Origin of the sequence: Streptomyces sp. NPDC005262, from assembly GCF_042872425.1 — a bacterium.
Taxonomy (GTDB): domain Bacteria; phylum Actinomycetota; class Actinomycetes; order Streptomycetales; family Streptomycetaceae; genus Streptomyces.
The window spans coordinates 160389-179215 of record NZ_JBIAKK010000008.1; the positions used below are offsets into that span (position 1 = coordinate 160389).

An 18827-nucleotide genomic window follows, 5' to 3' on the forward strand; every position below is an offset into this window, starting at 1 on the left:
CACAGTGGTCAGGCGCCACCGGACCGCACTGATGTCGTTCCTGGACCGCGCTCCTCCGACCGGCACGCGTTTGAATCGCGGCGTCCGTCCCACGGGCATACGGTCGGCAAGGGCACGGCCGTCGCACGCAGCCTCTGCGGACTGCCCGCAGCCTCTGCGCGCGGCCCGCGAGCCGGCGGCCGTCGAACGACCTGATCGGAACGCACGTCTTGAGAGGAGTCCGCGATGTCGGCTGAGAACACCGTCACTGTCTCGCTGGGGCCCGACAGTGACCTGGACGAGGTCTTCGAGTTGGCTCAGCAGTTGCGGGTTGACTCCGTTCGTTCCAGCACCGCCGCCGGCTCCGGCCACCCCACCTCCAGCCTGTCGGCCGCGGATCTCATGGCCGTCCTCATGACACGTCACCTGCGCTACGACTGGCAAAACCCGAAGAACCCGGCCAACGACCACCTGGTCTTCTCCAAGGGGCACGCCTCCCCCTTGCTGTACGCGATGTTCCTCGCCGCCGGCGCGATCGACGAAGAGGAACTCATGACCACCTACCGCCGCAAGGGTGCGCGTCTTCAAGGCCACCCCACTCCGGTTCTGCCCTGGGTGGATGTGGCCACCGGCTCCCTGGGCCAGGGCATCGCCTACGGCATCGGCATCGCGCTTGCCGGACGGGACCTGGAGCAACAGTCCTCCCGTGTGTGGGTGCTGTGCGGCGACAGCGAAATGGCGGAAGGGTCGGTTTGGGAAGCCCTGGACAAGGCAGGTCGCCACCGACTGGCCAACTTCACCGTGATCATCGACGTCAACCGCCTCGGCCAGAGCGGCCCCACGGAGCTGGGCTGGGACACCGACGCCTACGTGCGCCGCGCCGAAGCCTTCGACTGCCGCGCCCTCGTCGTCGACGGCCACGACCTGGCGGCCGTCGCAGAAGCCCTGGCTGTCGCGGACGACGGGCAGGCCCCCACCGTCATCGTCGCCAGGACCGTCAAGGGGCAGGGTGTCGCCGAGGTCGCGGACGCCGAGGGCTGGCACGGCAAGCCGCTGCCCGAGGACCTGGCCGCCCGCGCGATCACCGAACTGGGCGGCGTACGCCACCACACCGTCCGCGGCCCTCAGCCGCCCGCCGCCGCCTCCACCGACCCGGTCGCTCCGGTGCAGGTGACGCTGCCGCAGTTCAAGATGGGCGAAGCCGTCGCCACCCGCGTCGCATTCGGCAAGACGCTCGCCGCGATCGGCGCCCGCCCCCACATCGTGGCTCTGGACGCCGAAGTGGGTAACTCCACCCACGCGGAGGACTTCGGCAAGGCCTACCCCGAGCGGTACTTCCAGATCTACATCGCCGAACAGCAGATGATCGCCACCGCGGTCGGCATGGCCGTACGCGGCTACCGCCCCTACGCCACCACCTTCGCAGCCTTCCTCACCCGAGCCCACGACTTCATCCGGATGGCCGCCATCTCTCAGGTCTCCATGAGTCTGTGCGGTACCCACTGCGGTGTCGAGATCGGCGCGGACGGCCCCTCCCAGATGGGCCTGGAAGACCTCGCCATGATGCGCGCGATCCACGGCTCCACGGTGCTCTACCCCAGCGACGCCACATCCGCCACCGCCCTGACCGCTACGATGGCCGACCTCGACGGCATCTCCTACCTGCGCACCACCCGGGGTGCCTACCCCGTCCTCTACGACCCCGACGAGACCTTCCCGGTGGGCGGATCCAAGACCCTGCGCGCAGGCGACAGTGACCAGGTCACCCTCCTGGGCGCCGGAGTCACCGTCCACGAATGCCTTGCCGCCGCCGACCAGTTGGCCGCCGACGGCATCTCCGCCCGCGTCATCGACCTGTACTCCGTGAAGCCCCTGGACGTCGGCACCCTCGCTCGCGCCGCCCAGGAATCAGGCGCACTGGTCGTCGTCGAGGATCACCACCCCGAGGGCGGCATCGGCGAGGCTGTGCTGTCCGCACTCGCCGCGCAGCGCCTCACCCCGGCATTCGCCCACCTTGCCGTGCGCGATCTGCCGGGCTCCGGGACCCCGTCCGAACTTCTCGACGCCGCAGAAATCTCACGCACCCACATCGCCCGCGCCGCCCATGACCTCGTCGGCCACTGAACACCTCGCCACACGCCCCTGAGGGCGAGCGAGGGTGATTCGACCCGGCCGGTCGCCGCCACATCGGGTGGCGGCGCGTCGCGGGGCCTGCCGGTCGACACTGTCGTGGCAGCCGAGGCGCAGCTCCTGACCGAGAATGGAGAGTGCCCCGGCGAGATGCTGGTGTTCACGCAGGGTGACCACCTGTCGTGGCTGGAGGTCTGTCCCGGGAACGACGACGCCAAACCGACACCGGTAACCGCCCGCCCGTGGCTGCGGACATGCTCCCGACCCTCGCCGGCTCGGCCCTGGTCCTCCGATCCGATCCGATCCGACATCAAGACTTCGATTGCGGCACCTCAGGCGCCCGGCCTCTCGGCATCGTGCCGAAGCCAGACATAGTGGACCGGCTGAGCGGCATTCCAGCTCTCGGCGAGGCCAGGGGCGACCGGCACGAACCCGGCCCCCAGATAGCACCTCAGAGCCTTCTCGTTGGCCGGGTGCACGCGCATGAAGACATCGGTCCAACCCGCGTCGTGAGCCTGCCCGAGCAGGCCCCGTACGAGCACACGGCCGAGCCCTTTCCCGCGGGCGTCGGGTGCCACGATGATGCGAGCCAGCTCAACCTCGTCCTCCTCGGCGTCGAACCACAATTCCCCGTAACCGACGAGCTTCTCGTCCTCGACGAGCACGTGAGCCTGAACGTCGTCGTCCTGCTGCCACGCGGAAATCGTCCGTGCAGGCACAGGGAATTCCCGTCGCCCGCACCACATGACGACTTCCGCGGAAGCAGTCGGCCAGTCCGCCACCGTGGCGGAGTGAGCGGTGGCGAAAGGGAGAAGATGCATTCGTGTCAATCCGTCCTGGGCCCACGATCTGATCCGATACGGGCACCGGCCGTACGGCCCGGCGACCGCGCAGGCCGACACTACGTGCCTGCTCAGCCACATCCAGCCCGATTCGCGCGAATGCTGACCCGGGATCTCGTCCTGGCCGACGGAGCGAACCTGGGGCCGGATCGCCGATCACTCTTGCGCGCAGCTCGGCCACGCCCCGGTGACGGGTCAGGCGACCTCCGCGGCGACTCGCCGCGGTCCGTACGTCGCCGAGGCCGCCGTTTGTCAGTCGGGCACCAGCACAGCCCGCCCCCGTACCTGTCCCTGCCGCAGTCGACCGAAGGCCTCCGGTGCGCCCGACAGCGGAAACTGCTCCGTCTCGACATGGAGCGCTCCCGAGCGTGCCAGCGCGATGACTTCCGCGAGTTCGGGGCGGGTGCCCCAGAACGGCAGTGAGAGCCGGAAACCCGGTGGAAGAACTCCCGACTTGCGGACCGTCAGCCGGCCGCCGGCACTGCCGACCAGTGCGAGCTCGCCCCCCGGGCGCAGGACCTCGGTGGCGAGTTCCAGGGTGGTCGCGTTGCCGACGAAATCGAGTACGGCGTCCACTCCCACGCCGCCGGTCTGCGCCCTCAGCGCACCGGCGGTGTCCGCCTGGATCAGGGTGGCGAAGTGGGCACCGGACCGGTGTGCGAGGGCAAGGGCCTCCTCGCGGATGTCGACCGCGAGAACGCGGCTCGGGGTGGTCGCGCGCAGGATTTGGATGGCCAGGTGACCGAGCCCCCCGACGCCGATGACGGCGGCAGTGGTGCCGTCGCCGAGCGCGTGCCGCAGCCCGGCGATGGCGTGGTACGAGGTCAGGCCCGCGTCGGAGAGCGGCGCCGCCTGGGCGGCCGGCAGATCGCCGATCGGCACCAGATGGCGGGCGAACGGGACGAGCACGTACTCGGCCATCCCGCCGTCCCGGCCGAGCCCCACCCCGTGCCAGCCGAGCTCGCCACGGCGGTCGCAGTAGTTGTCCCGACCCGTGGTGCAGCGGGCACAGCCTCCGCAGCCCCACGGGCCGTAGAGCACCACACGTTCACCCAGTGCCGGCCCGTCGGCGTCAGGGCCGTGGGCGGAGATGTGCCCGGCGACCTCGTGGCCGAGGGTGAACGGCGGCCGGTAGGGGAGTGCGCCCGCGACCCCGTCGACGACGTGCAGATCGGAGTGGCAGAGCCCGGCGGCTTCCACCCGCACCAGCACCTCTTCCCCGCGGGGGGCCGGCCGCTCGACCTCGGTGAGCGTCGGTTCCCGTCCCGAGGCTGTCAGCCGCACCGCTCTCATGTTCACCTTCCCGGGTCTTGTCAGTCTCACGGCGGCGACGATAACAAAGACGAAGTCAGTTCAGTAACGGGAGAGCGTAGAAGGAGTGTCAGGATGAGTAGGGATGCACAACAGGGCAGGTTCGAGGGCAAGGTTGCGATGGTTACGGGTGCTGGCTCGGGCATGGGTGCAGCCGCCGCCCGGCAGTTGGCCGCCGAAGGGGCGCAAGCCGTCGTCCTGGCCGACGTGAACAGCGAGGCCGCCGGAATCGTCGCCAAGGAGCTGCCCGCCGCCCGCGCTGTCGCACTTGACGTGGCTGATGCGACCGCGGTCGACGGCGCCGTCCAGGACGTACTGCGGGAGTACGGACGGATCGACGTACTGGTGCACGCGGCCGGGGTGGACGACCCGGAGGTGAAGCGGTGGATCGCGGACGCACTGGTCGAAGGCCGCCCGCCCGAGGTGACCGGTCGACTCGACGACGTGGCCTGGCGGCGCGTCATGCGGGTCAATCTGGACGGGACCTTCCATGTGCTGCGCGCCGCGGTGCGGGCCATGCTGCCGCACCGGTCGGGTGCGATCGTCGTGATCGGCTCCTCGTCGGCATTCGACGCCCCTGTCGGCTATCCCCATTACGCCGCGTCCAAGGCGGGCGTGCACGCCCTGAGCCGGGCTGTGGCCAAGGAAGTCATCGCGTCCGGGATCCGGGTGAACGTGGTTGCGCCGGGTCCGACGGAGACCGGGATGGCGGCTCGTACTCCTGACGTGCTGCGCACCGGTTTCGCGGACCCACGCGTGCGCCCGTATGCGACGGCCGAGGAGATGGCCGACATCGCCCTGTTCCTGGCGAGCGACGCGGCGGCGAACCTGGTCGGAGCGGTGCTGCTCGCCAATGGGGGCCGGTTCACGGCCTGATCGATCTTCAAATCGTTCTGGTCGGCTCTGGTTCAGGGCTTGGATCGACTCCCGGACGAGCCTCTTGGTGACCTTTCCTTCTGTGTGCCGCCGGAGGTCCCGCCTTGCTCGGGCCGTACGTGCTCGAATCCACTCGTGCACGAGTCTTGCTCGCCCGGGATTCCACGCTTACGGTTCACGAATTGAGTTCAGTTCGTAGATTGGGCTCGTGTGGAGCCCGGGTGCCGGGGCGCGTGGGCGCCAGGCGTGAGGGAGAGGTCGACGTGGATCAGTTCCTGCTCGTCCTGGTGAGTGGACTCGCCAGTGGCGCCGTGTATGGCCTGATGGGCCTCGGGCTGGTGATCATTTATCGGGCGACGGACGTGGTCAATTTCGCTCTCGCCAGCCTGGCGACCGTCGGACTGTACGCGGCACTGACGCTGTACGACAGCGGCCTTCCGCTGCTCCTGTCCGCCCTCGTCGCGATCGTAGTGACCGCGGCGAGCGGCTTGGTCGCTCGCGAGACGGTGATCAGGCCACTCGGCCAAGGGGACTTGCTCTCCGCGCTCGTCATGACGATGGGCATCTCGCTCATCGCGGAGAGCGTCATCAGCACGATCTGGGACGACCAACCGCGGCTCTTCCCGAGCTTGCTGGAGGGATCCGTCTCGCTCGGGGGCTCGGCCGTGCCGGCGCAGAGCCTGCTGACCATCGCTGTGGCGGCCGTCGCGATGACGCTGGTGGCGTACCTCTTCGGACGCACCCATATCGGTTCCGCCATGCGGGCCGTTGCCGAGTCCGCCGACACCGCGCAGATCCTCGGCCTGGGCTCGCAGCGCATCGCCCGGATCGCCTGGGCGCTCGGGCTCGGCCTTGCCGCGCTTTCCGCATTTCTGTACGCGCCACGGGCCGGACTGGTGCCGACGGTGCTCGGGGCACCGCTGTTCCGGGCCTTCGCCGGGATCTTCCTCGGTGGTCTGACCAGCATGTACGGAGCCGTCATCGGCGGGGTGACGGTCGGTGTGCTGGAGAACGTGGCTGCGAGCTATGTCTCGGCCGGCTATCGCGACACCTTCGTGTTCTCGTTCACCATCCTCGTGCTGCTGATCCGCCCGCAGGGTCTTTTCGGCACGCGCACGTTCCAACGGGTCTGAGGGAGCGGTACATGTCTGTCGTAAGTCGTTCCAACCTTGCAAAGGCGGCGCTCGGTCCGCTTGTCGCGATTGCGCTCATCGCCGTGCTGAGTACCGGGGTCATCCCGCCCTACCAGGCGTACTCGATCGGGCTCGCGGCCGTGTACAGCGTTCTTGTCCTCTCGGTCAATCTGCTTGCCGGGTGGGCGGGCATCTGGTCGATCGCCCATCCCGCGTTCTTCGCCATGGGAGCCTACTTCGCGGCGTACGGCAGTACGCACGGCTGGTCACTGGAACTCGTGGTGCTCGGCGCGGTCGGGTGCAGTGCGGCGTTCGGGGCGTTTCTGGGGGGTGCGGGGGCGCGGTTCTCGATGCTGTACGTCGCCCTGCTGACGCTGGCATTCGCCATGATGTCGCTGGAGGTGATGGGCCAGTGGACCAGCGTGACCGGCGGCGATCAGGGCATTGCGATGGAGAAGCTGGACAGCGCCCTGGGCGTCGGCACGCTCGCCAGCGCCGGTACGCAGGCGCAGTACATCGCTGTGGGCGTGGCCGGGGTGGCGCTCGCAGTGGCCGCGCTGGCCCGGCCCAGCGCCCTGCGGATGCGGCTCGTCGCCGCCAAGTCCCACCCGATGGCGGCCCGTTCGATCGGCATTGCACCGGAAGCCCAGTCGGCGCTGGCCTTCGCCGTCAGCGCAGCATTTGCGGCGCTGGCCGGTGTGCTGCTGGCCCTGGTCATCGGGTTCGTCAGCCCGGATCCGTTCTCGCTGGCGCTCTCGATCTCACTGATCGCAGCATGCGTACTCGGCGGCCCGGGCACGCTCACGGGCGCGCTGGTCGGCGGCGCGTACTTGACCTGGGCCCCCACGGCCGCCGAGAGCGTGGGACTGCCGCAGCCGATCCTCCAGGGGGTCGTGCTCATCGCCGCACTGCTGTTCCTGCGGGGCGGAGTGGTGCTCCACCTCGGACGGCTGATTCGGCGGCTGGTGCGGCGGCCCGCGTCGCACACCCAGACCCTCGTGGAGTTCTCCGAAGAGTCCCCTCAGCCCCTGGCGGCGCCCGGAGCAACTGCTGCCGAACTGCTGAGACTTGACGATGTGGCCGTCGCCTTCGGTGGCCTCAAAGCACTGGAAGGCGCCTCGCTCTCCGTAAGGGCCGGTGAGACCCTCGCGATCATCGGCCCCAATGGGGCAGGCAAGACGACGTTGCTGAACGTGCTGTCCGGACTCGTCGGCGGCGGACGGGTGGAGGGCAGCGCCGTGTACGCTGGCAGGCCTCTGCTGAAGGCCCGCGCCACCGCCCGCCGCAGGCTCGGCATCGGGCGCACTTTCCAGCACGCCGAGACGTTCTCGGAGCTGACAGTCCTGGAGAACGTGCTCTGCACGCGTCGCCGTATCACCGCGCGCGATCGTGCCAGAGCCGCCGAGCTGCTGGACCAGGTCGGCCTCGCGTACGTCGCGGACCGGTACCCGGAGGAGCTGTCGTTCGGGCTGCACAAGCGCCTCGACCTCGCCAGGGCGCTTGCCGAGGAGCCCGAACTGCTCATCCTGGACGAACCGTTCGGCGGCCTCGACGCCACCGAACGCACCCTGCTGGCCCGGCAGATCGTACGACAGCAACGACGCGGCACCGCCGTCGTGATCATCGACCATGTCCTCGATGATCTGTTCGCCGTCGCTCACCGGGTGGTCGCCTTCGACTTCGGCCGGCCGATCGGAGAAGGTGAGCCCCGCAAGGTCTTGGAGGACCCCCGGGTGCGCTCGTCCTACTTGGGCGAGGGCGGTGCGAGGGGCGAACTCCCACGCCGGGACGGCTCCGAGGAGGCCGCAGTGCGGCTCGACGGGGTGGACCACGCCTACGGCGGAGTAACCGCTCTGCGTGGGGTCGACCTCACCATCCCCCAAGGCAGCGTCGTCGGGGTCGTCGGCGCCAACGGCGCGGGTAAGAGCACGCTGGGCCGGATACTGCACGGGTCGCTTCCGCCCACCCGCGGCCGCCGTGCAGCGGGCGGTGAGCTGCGTACCGCGCTGGTGCCCGAGGGCCGCGCACTGTTCAAGACGCTCTCCCTGCGGGAGAATTTGGAGGTCGCCGCGTACGCCGCAGACATCAGGGGAGCGGAGCTGCGGGCGCGGTTCGCGGAGACCGCCGAGTGGCTGCCGCCGCGGCTGCGTGAGCGGATGGGCGTACCCGCCGCCGGACTCTCCGGGGGCGAGCAGCAGATCCTGGCGATCGCCCGGGCCCTGATGGCGCGACCCGACATGCTCATAGTCGACGAACCTGCGCTGGGCCTGTCGCCGGCCATGGTCGACGAGGTGTACGCCCGCCTTGGCCGGCTAGCCCGGGAGGGCATGACCGTCGTCCTGCTGGAGCAGTCGCTCGGCCGCGCGTCGTCCGCCTGCCATGAGGTGGTCGTCCTGCATGAAGGCAGCGTCGCGGTCCGTGGCGAGCCCGCCGACCCGCTGTTCCTCGCCCGCGCCGAACAGGCCTACTTCAACGGGGAGGAAGACGCTCCCGTGGCCGCAGCACAGGGCTGAGGCCCGTCCCCGACATCCCCCACCACCCGTGCGACACGGACACGATGGAGACTCCGTGCCCCCGTCGGCTGGATGTCGCAGAGAATCATCAAGGCGCAGCCGGTTGCGATTTGAAATGGATTCGGTTTGGCTGTCTGGTGTCAGGTGAACACCAGCGAACCTTGCTGGACAGCCGATCCCTTGGCCCGGAGGAGAGTCGCGTGTACACGGATGGCGTCGATCTGCTGATCATCGGTGCGGGCATGGCGGGGCTGACCGCCGGCGCCCGCGCTGTCCGCAACGGCTTGTCCGTCGCGATCGTCGAGATCGGTGCGGATGTCGGCGGCTCCGCACGCTTCGCCGGTTACGCGTGGACCGCCCCGACCCACGACGTCATGGACCAGCACAATCCGCGAGGAGACGTCGCGCTCAAGCGCGCGGTTGTGAACCGGTTCGCCGCCGGCATCTCCTGGATCCGTTCCCTGGGCGTGGAAGTCAAGGACGCACAACGTGTGCTCAGTTTCGGCCGCGGGCACCGGTTCGACACCAACCACTACGTCGACACCTGCCGTCGACTCGTCCTTCACGGCGGTGGCGAGCTGTTGCTCGAGACCGACGCCGAACGGCTGGTGGTCGAGCACGGTGTCGTAGTGGGAGCGGACTTGAGGGCTGCCGACGGTACGCGCCGGCACGTGCGGGCCCGGGCCACGCTCGTCGCGACCGGCGGATTCCAGGGCGACATCGACCTCCGCACTGCACATGTGCACCCGCACGCCGACCGCATGGAGCTCCGATCCAACTCCCACAGCCGTGGCGGCGGCTACCGTCTGGCCACCCAGGCCGGTGCGGCCACCGGCCGCGACGACGCCGGCTTCTACGGTCACCTCATTCCCAGCGGCATCCCCTTCTCGGACCCGGCCGATTTCGTTGACATGTCGTTGTACTACAGCGAGCACGCCCTCCTGTTCAATCTGCGCAACGAGCGGTTCGTCGACGAGACGTTGGGCGACCATCTCACCGCCATGGCGCTGCTGGAGCAGCCCGAAAGTCGCGGACTCCTCATCGCTGACGCCCGGGTGTTCCGCGACTGGATCGTCGGCTCGTACGTCGATGGCGCTGTCGCCGTCGACAAGTTCGCCTTGGCGAGCAAGCGTGGCGGTCGCGTGGGACTCGCCGAGGACCTCGACGAACTGGCCTGCCTGCCCGAGGAATGGGGTTACCAGGGCGAGGCAATCCGTGATGCCGTCAAGCTGTTCAACGAGCAGGCCTCAGCGGGGCCGGAGCCGGCACCCGGTCGGGAACTGGATTGGCTCCCGCTGGAGGAACCGCCGTACTACGTCATCGAGACGGTGCCGGCCATCACCTTCCCGTTCCATGGTGTGCGCATCGATGACCGGGCCCGCGTGCTGCGCGAAGACGGCCGGCCGGTCGGCGGACTTCTCGCGGCCGGATCGGACACCGGTGGACTGTGGCATCGGGCCTACGCAGGTGGCCTCGCCTCGGCCCTGATCTTCGGACTGACCGCCGCGGACACTGCGGCGACCAGCTCATGACCCAGCGCGCGAACCTCGGACCGAGGGGGAGTCGATGAGCCTCGACGCAGCCATCACGCGGCATGAGTTGTCCGGACCCGTGCGCGGCCTCCCCGTCGTCCGGCCTTGCCGGGAGTCGAAGTTGCTCGAATCAATCTGTGCAGGAGCCCTGCCTGCCCCGGACTCGACCTCAACTTCATGAATTGAGTTCAATTTCTATTAGTTTCTCCCCCACCACACCCGCACGATGGAGCCCCCATGTACCGCCGACACGCCGAGATCGACCCTCAGCTACTGTCAGAGACCGAAGAACAGCAGCAACTGCGCGCCGTTCTCCGGGACTTCTACACCGAAGCGAGCGACCCCGAGGACGTCCGCAAGCATCTGGCCACCCCACGGGGATACGACGAAGCACTGTGGGCGCGGCTCGCGGGTGAGATCGGGGTCCACGGGCTGGCCATTCCCGAAGAGTTCGGCGGGTCAGGCTTCAGCTTCGCCGAACTCGCTGTGGCCCTGGAGGAATCCGGGCGCGCGCTGTACTGCGCGCCGCTGCTGCCTACGGCGGTCCTCGCCACCCACACCCTGCTGTACAGCGGCGACCCGAAGCTGGGCGAGCGCTACCTGCCGCGGATCGCGGACGGCACGCTCACCGCGACCGTGGCCGGCTTCGACAGCGACGAGCCCGGTGTCACCGCCGAACAGACGGGCTCGGGCTGGGTGCTGCGCGGCCAGGCGGACTTCGTGCTCGACGGGGCCGGAGCGGCCCTGATCCTGGTATGCGCCCGCACACGCGGCGGCATCCGGCTGTTCGCCTGTGAGCCGACCCCGGACACCTGCCGACGGACACCGCGCCGCGTGCTGGACGAGACGCGCCGCCAGGCGCTGGTGGAGTTCCGCGGGGCGGCCGCCGCCCCCGTGGGTGTGGCGGAGCGAACCGGGAACGTCGTCGCGGCGACCCTCGACGTCGGGCGGGCCGCGCTCGCAGCCGAGCAGGTCGGTGGCAGTGGTCACGCGCTGGACGACACCATCGAATTCGTGGCCCGGCGTTGCCAGTTCGGGCGACCCATCGGATCCTTTCAGGCCGTCAAACACCGGTTGGCCGACGTGCTGGTTGCGCTCGAGGCGGCACGCTCGGCGTCCGCATATGCGAGTGCCTGCGTGGCCGTGGCGTCGCCCGAGCTGCCGGTGGCAGCGAGCGCCGCCGCCGTGGTCTGCTCCGAGACCTTCCGCCTGGCTACGGCCGAGTACGTCCAGCTGCACGGCGGGATCGGCTTCACCTGGGAACACCCGGCACACCTGTACGTGCGCCGAGCACACAGCAGCGAGGTGCTGTTCGGCACAGCGGACCGGCACCGCGCCCGACTCGCGGAACTCATCGGTCTCGCCGCCCGATCCGTCGCCTGAGCACGCAGGGAAAGCCACATGACGCCACGCACCGACCTCGCCCTCGCCGCGCCGTTCACGCTCGGCGGTCTGACACTCCGCAACCGCCTCGTCGCCACCGCCCACGCCACCGCCGCCGTCACGGACGGCGCCCCGACCGAGACCGACGCGGCCTACTGGCGGCGTCTGGCCCAGGGCGGCGCCGGCATGGTGATCACCGGAGGTACCGCCGTGGCCTCCGAGTCGACGCTGCCGCAACGCTATCTGACCGAGGCATGGCGGCCCGAGATCAAAGACGCTGTGCGCGGCCGAGCCGAGGCCATCACGGACGGAGGCGCCGTGGCCATCGCGCAGCTCGTCCACCTCGGTCGCGAGACCCTGGGTGCCGGTACCTACTACGCGCCCGTCTCCGCCGCCGCCGTCCGATCCCCACGTGAGGCGAGCGCGCCCCACCCGCTGGGCACCGAAGAGGTCCGCCGTGTCGTCGACGCCTTCCGTATCTCGGCGGGGAACAGTGTGCAGGCCGGTTTCCACGGGGTGGAGCTGCATGCGGGCCACGGCTATCTGCTCGCCCAATTCCTCTCCCGTGTCAACAACACACGCGATGACGAGTACGGCGACCGCATCGCTCTGCTCGCCCAAGTGATCGACTCGATCCGCACCGAGATCGGTGAACGCCCTATCGGGGTAAGGGTGTCGGTGGAGCCCGGCGTGAACTCCGGACTCGGCCTGGAGGACCTGATCGAGCTCCTTCCGCGCCTCTGTGCCGCGTCGCCCTTCACGTACGTCAATGTCACCACCGGCGTCCGCAACACCTATGTCCCCGGCATGGCCACCACCCGCCCGCCGCTGCTCGAGTCGGTGGCCCGGCTCCGTGCGGCGGTCGAACTGCCGCTGCTGGTCAGCCAGGGATTCCGGGCGGTGGCCGACATCGAACGGGCGCTGAACTCGGGGGCCGACCTCGTCGGCATGGCGCGGCCGTTCATCGCCGACCCGGACTTCGCCCGCAAGATGGTCTCGGGCGATGAGCGGTCCGTACGCCCCTGCACGGGCTGCAATGGGGGCTGCCGGACCTTCGAACCTACCGGGTCGTGTTCGGTGAATCCCGAGCTCGGGCCGCCGGGAGCCCTGGCCCGCCCGGCCGTTCCCCTGATGCTCACCCGGCCCGGCTCCCGCAGTGGCCCCGTTGCCGTCGTGGGTGCAGGGCCCGCGGGCATGGAGTGTGCGATGGCGCTCGCCCGTGCCGGCCGCGCGGTGGTCGTTTTCGACAGCGCTCAGGATGCCGGAGGTCAGGCGCGCCTCGCCGGCCTCGCCCCGAACCGCTCCGGCTGGCAGAAGTTCGTCGACTACCAGCGCTGCCAGCTCGCCGACCTCGGCGTCCGAGTGATGCCGGGCAGCTCGCCGACCGCCGCCCAACTGGCGGAGTACTCCCAGATCGTGCTCGCCACCGGTGCCGAGGAGGCGGTCGTCCCCGTCCCCGGCGGGCTCCCCACGCTCACCAGTACGGACTTCCTTCACCGGTACGCCGACGTCGTCCCGCGTGCGCCCAGGGTCGCCGTCCTGGACGACGGCTTCGGCTGGTGGCAGGGCATCAGCGCGGTCGAAGGTGCGCTGGCGGCCGGCGCCCGCGAGGTCACCCTCATCACCCCCGGCACAGGCTTCGCGACGGGCCTCTCACCCGAGAACCGCACCCAGCTGATGAACCGGCTCGCCGGCGCCTCGCTGCGTGTCATCACGATGAGCACCGTGACTGCCACGTCGGCCGACGGACTGCGGCTGCGCAGCGTCATGGACGGCCGCGAGGAGCGCGTTGTCGCCGACGTCCTGGTGACGGTCGGTGAACGCCTCCCGCGCCGCCCGGACTTCACTCCGGCCACAGGTCAGACGGTCCGCGCGGTCGGCGACTGCGTCGTGCCACGCCGCATCGCCCACGCCGTCGCGGAGGGACGCGCGGCTGCCGAGGCAGTGGCCGCGAGGTCGCTGTGACCATCTGAGCACGGGGGCGGGTGTGCCGCTGGCCGAGGTCACTGAGGGGCCTTCGGTCGCCCCGTACATACGGGTCACCACACCGAGCCGATCCGTGGCCTGGAGGGGGAGCTCGTCGGGGATGTCCGTGCCACCGCAGACGATGTAGCGGATCGTCGGCGTCGTCACGTCCGCCGCCTCGGCGGCGCCGAGCAGGTCGGTCAGGAAGGGCGTCGAGAAGATCATGAAACTCGCTCCGGCGGCGGTGATCCGGTGCAACGCGAGTTTCGGATCCCACAGGTCTTGGAGCACCACCGGAGCGCCGAGCGGGAACGGCAGAACGAGGGCGCAGTTCACAGCCGTGACATGGGTGACCGGGGACGGGTTGAAGATCACGTCGCGTTCGTTCAGGCTGAACTGGTCGATCATGGACGAGTCTCGAACACCAGCGTGTTGTGGCTGTGCAGCACGCCCTTGGGGTCCGCGGTCGTTCCTGACGTGTAGAGCAGCGGGCAGACCTGGTCGGGATCGGGCTCGGGCAGCGCGCGCACCGTGGCTGCCGGATCGGGGCCGGCAGAGTCCAGGAACGACTCCCAGGAGATCGTGATTGCCGCCGCCGACGACCACCACGTCCCGCAACTCGCAGGCTCCGGTACAGGCCTGGATAGTCGAAGCCCCGGTAACGGCCCGGCACAAACACAATCTTCGACTGCGCCTGGCCGAGGATGAAGCGGAGCTCGTGCCCGCGGTAGATGGGCACGATCGGGTTGGCGACGGCGCCCACCTTCGTGATCGCCTGGAACAACACGATGGCTTCGGCCCGGTTGGACAACTGGAGCGAGGCGGCCGCCGTTCTTCCAGCGGCCGTCTCGCCGAGTGAGGGAATGGGGTCAGGCGTCGTACTTGTAGAAGCCGCGGCCGCTCTTGCGGCCCAGGTGGCCCGCGGCGACCATGCGCTGCAGCAGCGGGGGAGCGGCGTACAGCGGTTCCTTGAACTCTTCGTACATCGACTTGGCGACGGCCTGTGCGGTGTCCAGGCCGATCAGGTCGAGCAGCCGCAGCGGGCCCATCGGGTGGGCGCAGCCGAGTTCCATGCCGCTGTCGATGTCCTGCGCGCTTGCCATGCCGGACTCGACCATGCGGATCGCGGCGAGCAGATACGGCACCAGCAGCGCGTTGACCACGAAGCCGGAGCGGTCGGGGGCCTGGATGACCTCCTTGCCCAGTTGTTCGGCTGTGAAGGCACGGGTGCGGGCCAGCGTGCCGGTGCTGGTGGTGAGGGCGGGAATGACCTCGACCAGCCTCTGAACCGGTACCGGGTTGAAGAAGTGCAGGCCCACGACGTGGGAGGCCCGGTCGGTGGCGACGGCGAGGTCGACGACGGGGATCGAGGAGGTGTTGGTGGCGAGGACGGCGTCCGGGTCGGCGACCACCTTGTCCAGCTGACGGAAGATCTCGAGCTTCACCTCCCGGTTCTCGGCTACGGCCTCGATGACGAGCTGCCGGTCGACCAGTTCCCCCAGGTCGTGGGTGAAGGAGAGTCGGGCCAGGGCCTGGTCGCGGTCGGCCTCGGTGAGCTTGCCGCGCCGCAGACCTCGGTCCAGGGATGCGGTGACCCGGGCACGGCCGGCGGCGGTCAGCTCGGGGGTCGATTCGGCGACGGTGACGTCGAGGCCGCGTAGTGCGGCGACCTCGGCGATGCCGGAGCCCATGAGGCCGCAGCCGACGACACCGAGACGGGTGATGTCAGACATGAAGGTCCTTTCCCTGGTGGGGTGGTTGGGGGAGCGAAGAGGGCGTCCGGGTCAGACATTGCGCCGGTAGGCTCCGCCCACCTCGAAGAACGCCTCGGTGATCTGCTGCAGTGAGCAGACCCGCGCGGCGTCCATCAGCACGGCGAAGACGTTCTCGCCGCTGGTCGCGGCACGCTTGAGGTCGGTCAGGGCGATGGGAGCGGCATCCTGGTGACGGACCTGGAAGTCATGGACACGGGCGAGCTGGGACCGCTTCTCCTGTTCGGTGGCGCGGGCGAGTTCGACGACCTGTGCGCCCTGCCCGTCCCGGGAGTGCGGGTTGCGGAAGGTATTGACGCCGATGATCGGCAGAGTCCCGTCGTGCTTGCGCTCCTCGTACAGCATTGACTCGTCCTGGATACGCCCCCGCTGGTAGCCGGTCTCCATCGCACCGAGCACACCCCCGCGCTCGCTGATCCGCTCGAACTCCGTCAGCACTGCCTCCTCCAGCAGATCGGTGAGCTCGTCGATGACGTACGAGCCCTGCAGCGGGTTCTCGTTCATCGCAAGTCCCCACTCACGGTTGATGATCAGCTGGATGGCGAGGGCTCGGCGCACGGACTCCTCCGTCGGAGTTGTCACGGCCTCGTCGTAGGCATTGGTGTGCAGGCTGTTGCAGTTGTCGTAGAGAGCGATCAGCGCCTGCAGTGTGGTGCGGATGTCGTTGAAGTCCATCTCCTGGGCGTGCAGGGAGCGGCCCGAGGTCTGAACGTGATACTTCAGTTTCTGGCTGCGCTCGTTCGCCCCGTAGTGGTCCCGCATCGCCACCGCCCAGATGCGCCGGGCCACCCGGCCGAGAACCGAGTACTCCGGGTCCATGCCGTTGGAGAAGAAGAACGACAGATTCGGCGCGAAGTCGTCGATGTCCATGCCGCGCGCCAGATAGGACTCGACGTACGTGAACCCGTTGGCGAGCGTGAAGGCGAGCTGGCTGATGGGGTTGGCTCCGGCCTCGGCGATGTGGTAGCCGGAAATGGAGACGGAGTAGAAGTTCCTCACGCCCTGCTCGATGAACCACTGCTGGATGTCACCCATCATGCGCAGGCTGAACTCCGTGGAGAACAGACAGGTGTTCTGCCCCTGGTCCTCCTTGAGGATGTCGGCCTGCACGGTGCCTCGCACGCTGCGCAGTACCTCGGCCCGGATCGTCCGTCTCCGCTCCGCATCGGGCGCGTGACCGTGCTCGGCGGTGTAGGCGTCGAGCTGCTGGTCGATCGCGGTGTTCAGGAAAAACGCGAGGATTGTCGGTGCCGGGCCGTTGATGGTCATGGAGACGGAAATGGTGGGCGAGACCAGATCGAAGCCCTCGTACAGCGCCTTCATGTCCTCCAGCGTTGCCACCGATACGCCCGAGGTGCCGACCTTGCCGTAGATGTCGGGGCGTCGGCCGGGGTCGCGGCCGTAGAGAGTGACGGAGTCGAAGGCCGTGGAGAGGCGGGTCGCCTCGCCACCCCGGGACAGCAGCTTGAACCGGCGGTTGGTACGGAACGGATCGCCCTCGCCCGCGAACATCCGTGCCGGATCCTCGCCTTCCCGCTTGAAGGGAAACACCCCGGCCGTGAACGGGAACGAGCCCGGCAGGTTCTCCCGTCGCAGGAACCGCAGCAGCTCCCCGTGGTCGGCGTACCGCGGCAGGGCCACTCGCGGAATCCGGCTGCCCGAAAGTGACTCGCGCACCAGGCGGGTGCGCAGTTCCCGGCCGCGCAAGGCGACCACCAGCTCGTCGCCGGAGTATGCCTGGACGGTCCCCGGCCACTGCTTCAGCGCGCGCCGTGTGTCATCGTCGAGCCGTTCACGCGCCTCGTCGAGCAGCCGGTCGATCTCGGTGGTCGACGCCTGTATGCCCGCCAGCTCGTCGCGGACCGCGGCCAGTTGTTGCGCCCGTCGGGCCGCCTCAGCCTGATCGACGGTATGCGCATGGTACGTACGCACGGTCTCGGCGATGTCAGCCAGATAGCGTGAGCGGGACGGGGGCACGATCTGTGCGGCGCCGCTGGAGTGACGTACCGACACCGCGGGCAGGGAGCTGGGACCGGTCGGCATGCCGCGCTCGCTGAGCAGATCGCGCAGATGCTGGTAGAGCGCGGTGACGCCGTCGTCGTGGAAAGTCGCGGCACTGGTGCCGAACACGGGCATCTCGTCGGGGCGTGAGCCGAACGCCTCCCGGTTGCGGACCAGTTGACGGCCGACATCGCGCAGCGCGTCCTGGGCACCGCGCCGCTCGAACTTGTTGATGGCGACGACGTCCGCGAAATCCAGCATGTCGATCTTCTCCAGCTGGGATGCCGCACCGAACTCGGGCGTCATGACGTACAAGGACACATCCGCGTACGGCACGATTGCTGCGTCTCCTTGGCCGATGCCGGGTGTCTCGACGATGACCAGGTCGTAGCCGGCCGCTTTGCAGGCGGTGATCGACTCACCAAGCCCCTCGGGCAGTTCACTGCTGCCGCGGGTGGCAAGTGACCGGAAGAAGATCCGGTCGCCGTCGAGGGAATTCATCCGGATGCGGTCGCCGAGGAGGGCCCCGCCGCCCCGCCGCCGGGTCGGGTCCACTGCCAGCACGGCCACCCGCAGCCTGTCGTGCTGGTCGGTGCGGAGCCGGCGAACGAGCTCGTCGGTGAGCGAGGACTTGCCGGAGCCGCCCGTGCCGGTGATACCGAGCACCGGCACCTGGCGCGCCGCAGCCGCCTTCTCCAACGCCCGCAGCTCCGAAGCCGGCAACGTACCGGCCGCGGCCGCGGACACCAGCCGTGCCAGTGCCGGGCGTTCACCGGCCAGAACCCGGCCTCGCTCGGCCGGTGCCTCCTCCCACGGTGCGGTGTCGCACGCTTCGATCATCGTCCGGATCATGCCGACCAGGCCCAGCCGCTGCCCCTCCTCCGGCGAGAAGATCCGCACACCGGCTCGCGAGAGCCGCTCGATCTCCTGCGGCACGATCACCCCACCGCCCCCGCCGAACACCCGGACATGTCCGGCGCCGCGCTCTCGCAGTGACTCCACCAGGTACTCGAAGTACTCGACGTGACCCCCCTGATAGGAGCTGACGGCCACCCCCTGGACGTCCTCCTCCAAGGCGGCGTCCACCACCTCGCTCACCGAGCGGTTGTGCCCGAGGTGGATCACCTCCGCGCCCTGTGCCTGCAGGATGCGCCGCATGATGTTGATCGAGGCGTCATGGCCGTCGAAGAGACTCGAGGCGGTCACAAAACGGACGGGATGCTCTGCGCGATACGACCGCGCTGCCGCGTCACCAGGGGACATGTGCACTCCAGACTGCCTCCTGCCTGCGTCGGCAAGGGGCGGATGCGAGTCGGACACGGGTCGGCATGTGACCCCGGTCCATACTGAACCGAAGTAGGTGCAGGTCTCAAGCAATGCATTGAAGTCA

At 69.2% G+C, this 18827-nt stretch carries 11 protein-coding genes and 2 pseudogenes; 7 read left to right on the plus strand and 6 right to left on the minus strand.

Annotated features, from left to right (window positions below):
• Positions 1-225: 225 nt before the first annotated feature.
• Positions 226-2103 carry a transketolase gene (locus ACFYP5_RS21450; protein ID WP_389038269.1) on the plus strand — a complete coding sequence of 626 codons (1878 nt, stop codon included), beginning with the start codon at positions 226-228 and terminating at the stop codon, positions 2101-2103.
• A gap of 338 nt (positions 2104-2441) precedes the next feature.
• Here ACFYP5_RS21450 and ACFYP5_RS21455 read toward each other — a convergent pair whose 3' ends face one another.
• A complete protein-coding gene (locus ACFYP5_RS21455; RefSeq protein WP_389038271.1) occupies positions 2442-3032 on the minus strand; it encodes a GNAT family N-acetyltransferase in 591 nt (196 codons plus the stop codon).
• A gap of 171 nt (positions 3033-3203) precedes the next feature.
• Positions 3204-4244 (minus strand): NAD(P)-dependent alcohol dehydrogenase, encoded by a 1041-nt coding sequence (locus ACFYP5_RS21460; protein ID WP_389038679.1) that lies wholly within the window; start codon positions 4242-4244, stop codon positions 3204-3206.
• Between the two features lie 93 nt (positions 4245-4337).
• On the opposite strand from ACFYP5_RS21460, the gene ACFYP5_RS21465 reads away from it, so the two are divergent.
• From ACFYP5_RS21465 to ACFYP5_RS21490, 6 genes are all read left to right on the plus strand, one after another.
• Positions 4338-5138 (plus strand): SDR family NAD(P)-dependent oxidoreductase, encoded by an 801-nt coding sequence (locus tag ACFYP5_RS21465; RefSeq protein WP_389038274.1) that lies wholly within the window; start codon positions 4338-4340, stop codon positions 5136-5138.
• Between the two features lie 263 nt (positions 5139-5401).
• Complete coding sequence (locus tag ACFYP5_RS21470; protein WP_389038277.1) at positions 5402-6271, plus strand: branched-chain amino acid ABC transporter permease; 870 nt, start codon at positions 5402-5404, stop codon at positions 6269-6271.
• Positions 6272-6282: 11 nt separating this feature from the next.
• Entirely contained in the window at positions 6283-8784 is a 2502-nt protein-coding gene (locus ACFYP5_RS21475; RefSeq protein WP_389038280.1) for an ATP-binding cassette domain-containing protein, read from the plus strand.
• 200 nt (positions 8785-8984) lie between these two features.
• On the plus strand, positions 8985-10316 hold the full coding sequence (locus ACFYP5_RS21480) for an FAD-binding protein (protein ID WP_389038283.1): 1332 nt from the start codon (positions 8985-8987) through the stop codon (positions 10314-10316).
• A gap of 237 nt (positions 10317-10553) precedes the next feature.
• Positions 10554-11699, plus strand: a complete 1146-nt coding sequence (locus ACFYP5_RS21485) for an acyl-CoA dehydrogenase family protein (RefSeq protein WP_389038286.1) — start codon at positions 10554-10556, stop codon at positions 11697-11699.
• A gap of 18 nt (positions 11700-11717) precedes the next feature.
• On the plus strand, positions 11718-13664 hold the full coding sequence (locus tag ACFYP5_RS21490; RefSeq protein WP_389038289.1) for an FAD-dependent oxidoreductase: 1947 nt from the start codon (positions 11718-11720) through the stop codon (positions 13662-13664).
• A 42-nt stretch (positions 13665-13706) separates the two neighbouring features.
• Here the strand turns inward: ACFYP5_RS21490 and ACFYP5_RS21495 are convergent.
• From ACFYP5_RS21495 to icmF, 4 genes and pseudogenes are all read right to left on the minus strand, one after another.
• A pseudogene (locus ACFYP5_RS21495) lies at positions 13707-14251 on the minus strand (AMP-binding protein); the annotation flags it as partial.
• A 95-nt stretch (positions 14252-14346) separates the two neighbouring features.
• Positions 14347-14475 (minus strand): annotated as a pseudogene (locus tag ACFYP5_RS21500) (hypothetical protein); the annotation flags it as partial.
• 58 nt (positions 14476-14533) lie between these two features.
• Positions 14534-15397 (minus strand): 3-hydroxybutyryl-CoA dehydrogenase, encoded by an 864-nt coding sequence (locus tag ACFYP5_RS21505; protein ID WP_389038292.1) that lies wholly within the window; start codon positions 15395-15397, stop codon positions 14534-14536.
• A gap of 51 nt (positions 15398-15448) precedes the next feature.
• Positions 15449-18700, minus strand: a complete 3252-nt coding sequence (gene icmF, locus ACFYP5_RS21510) for a fused isobutyryl-CoA mutase/GTPase IcmF (RefSeq protein WP_389038295.1) — start codon at positions 18698-18700, stop codon at positions 15449-15451.
• Between the last annotated feature and the right edge of the window lie 127 nt (positions 18701-18827).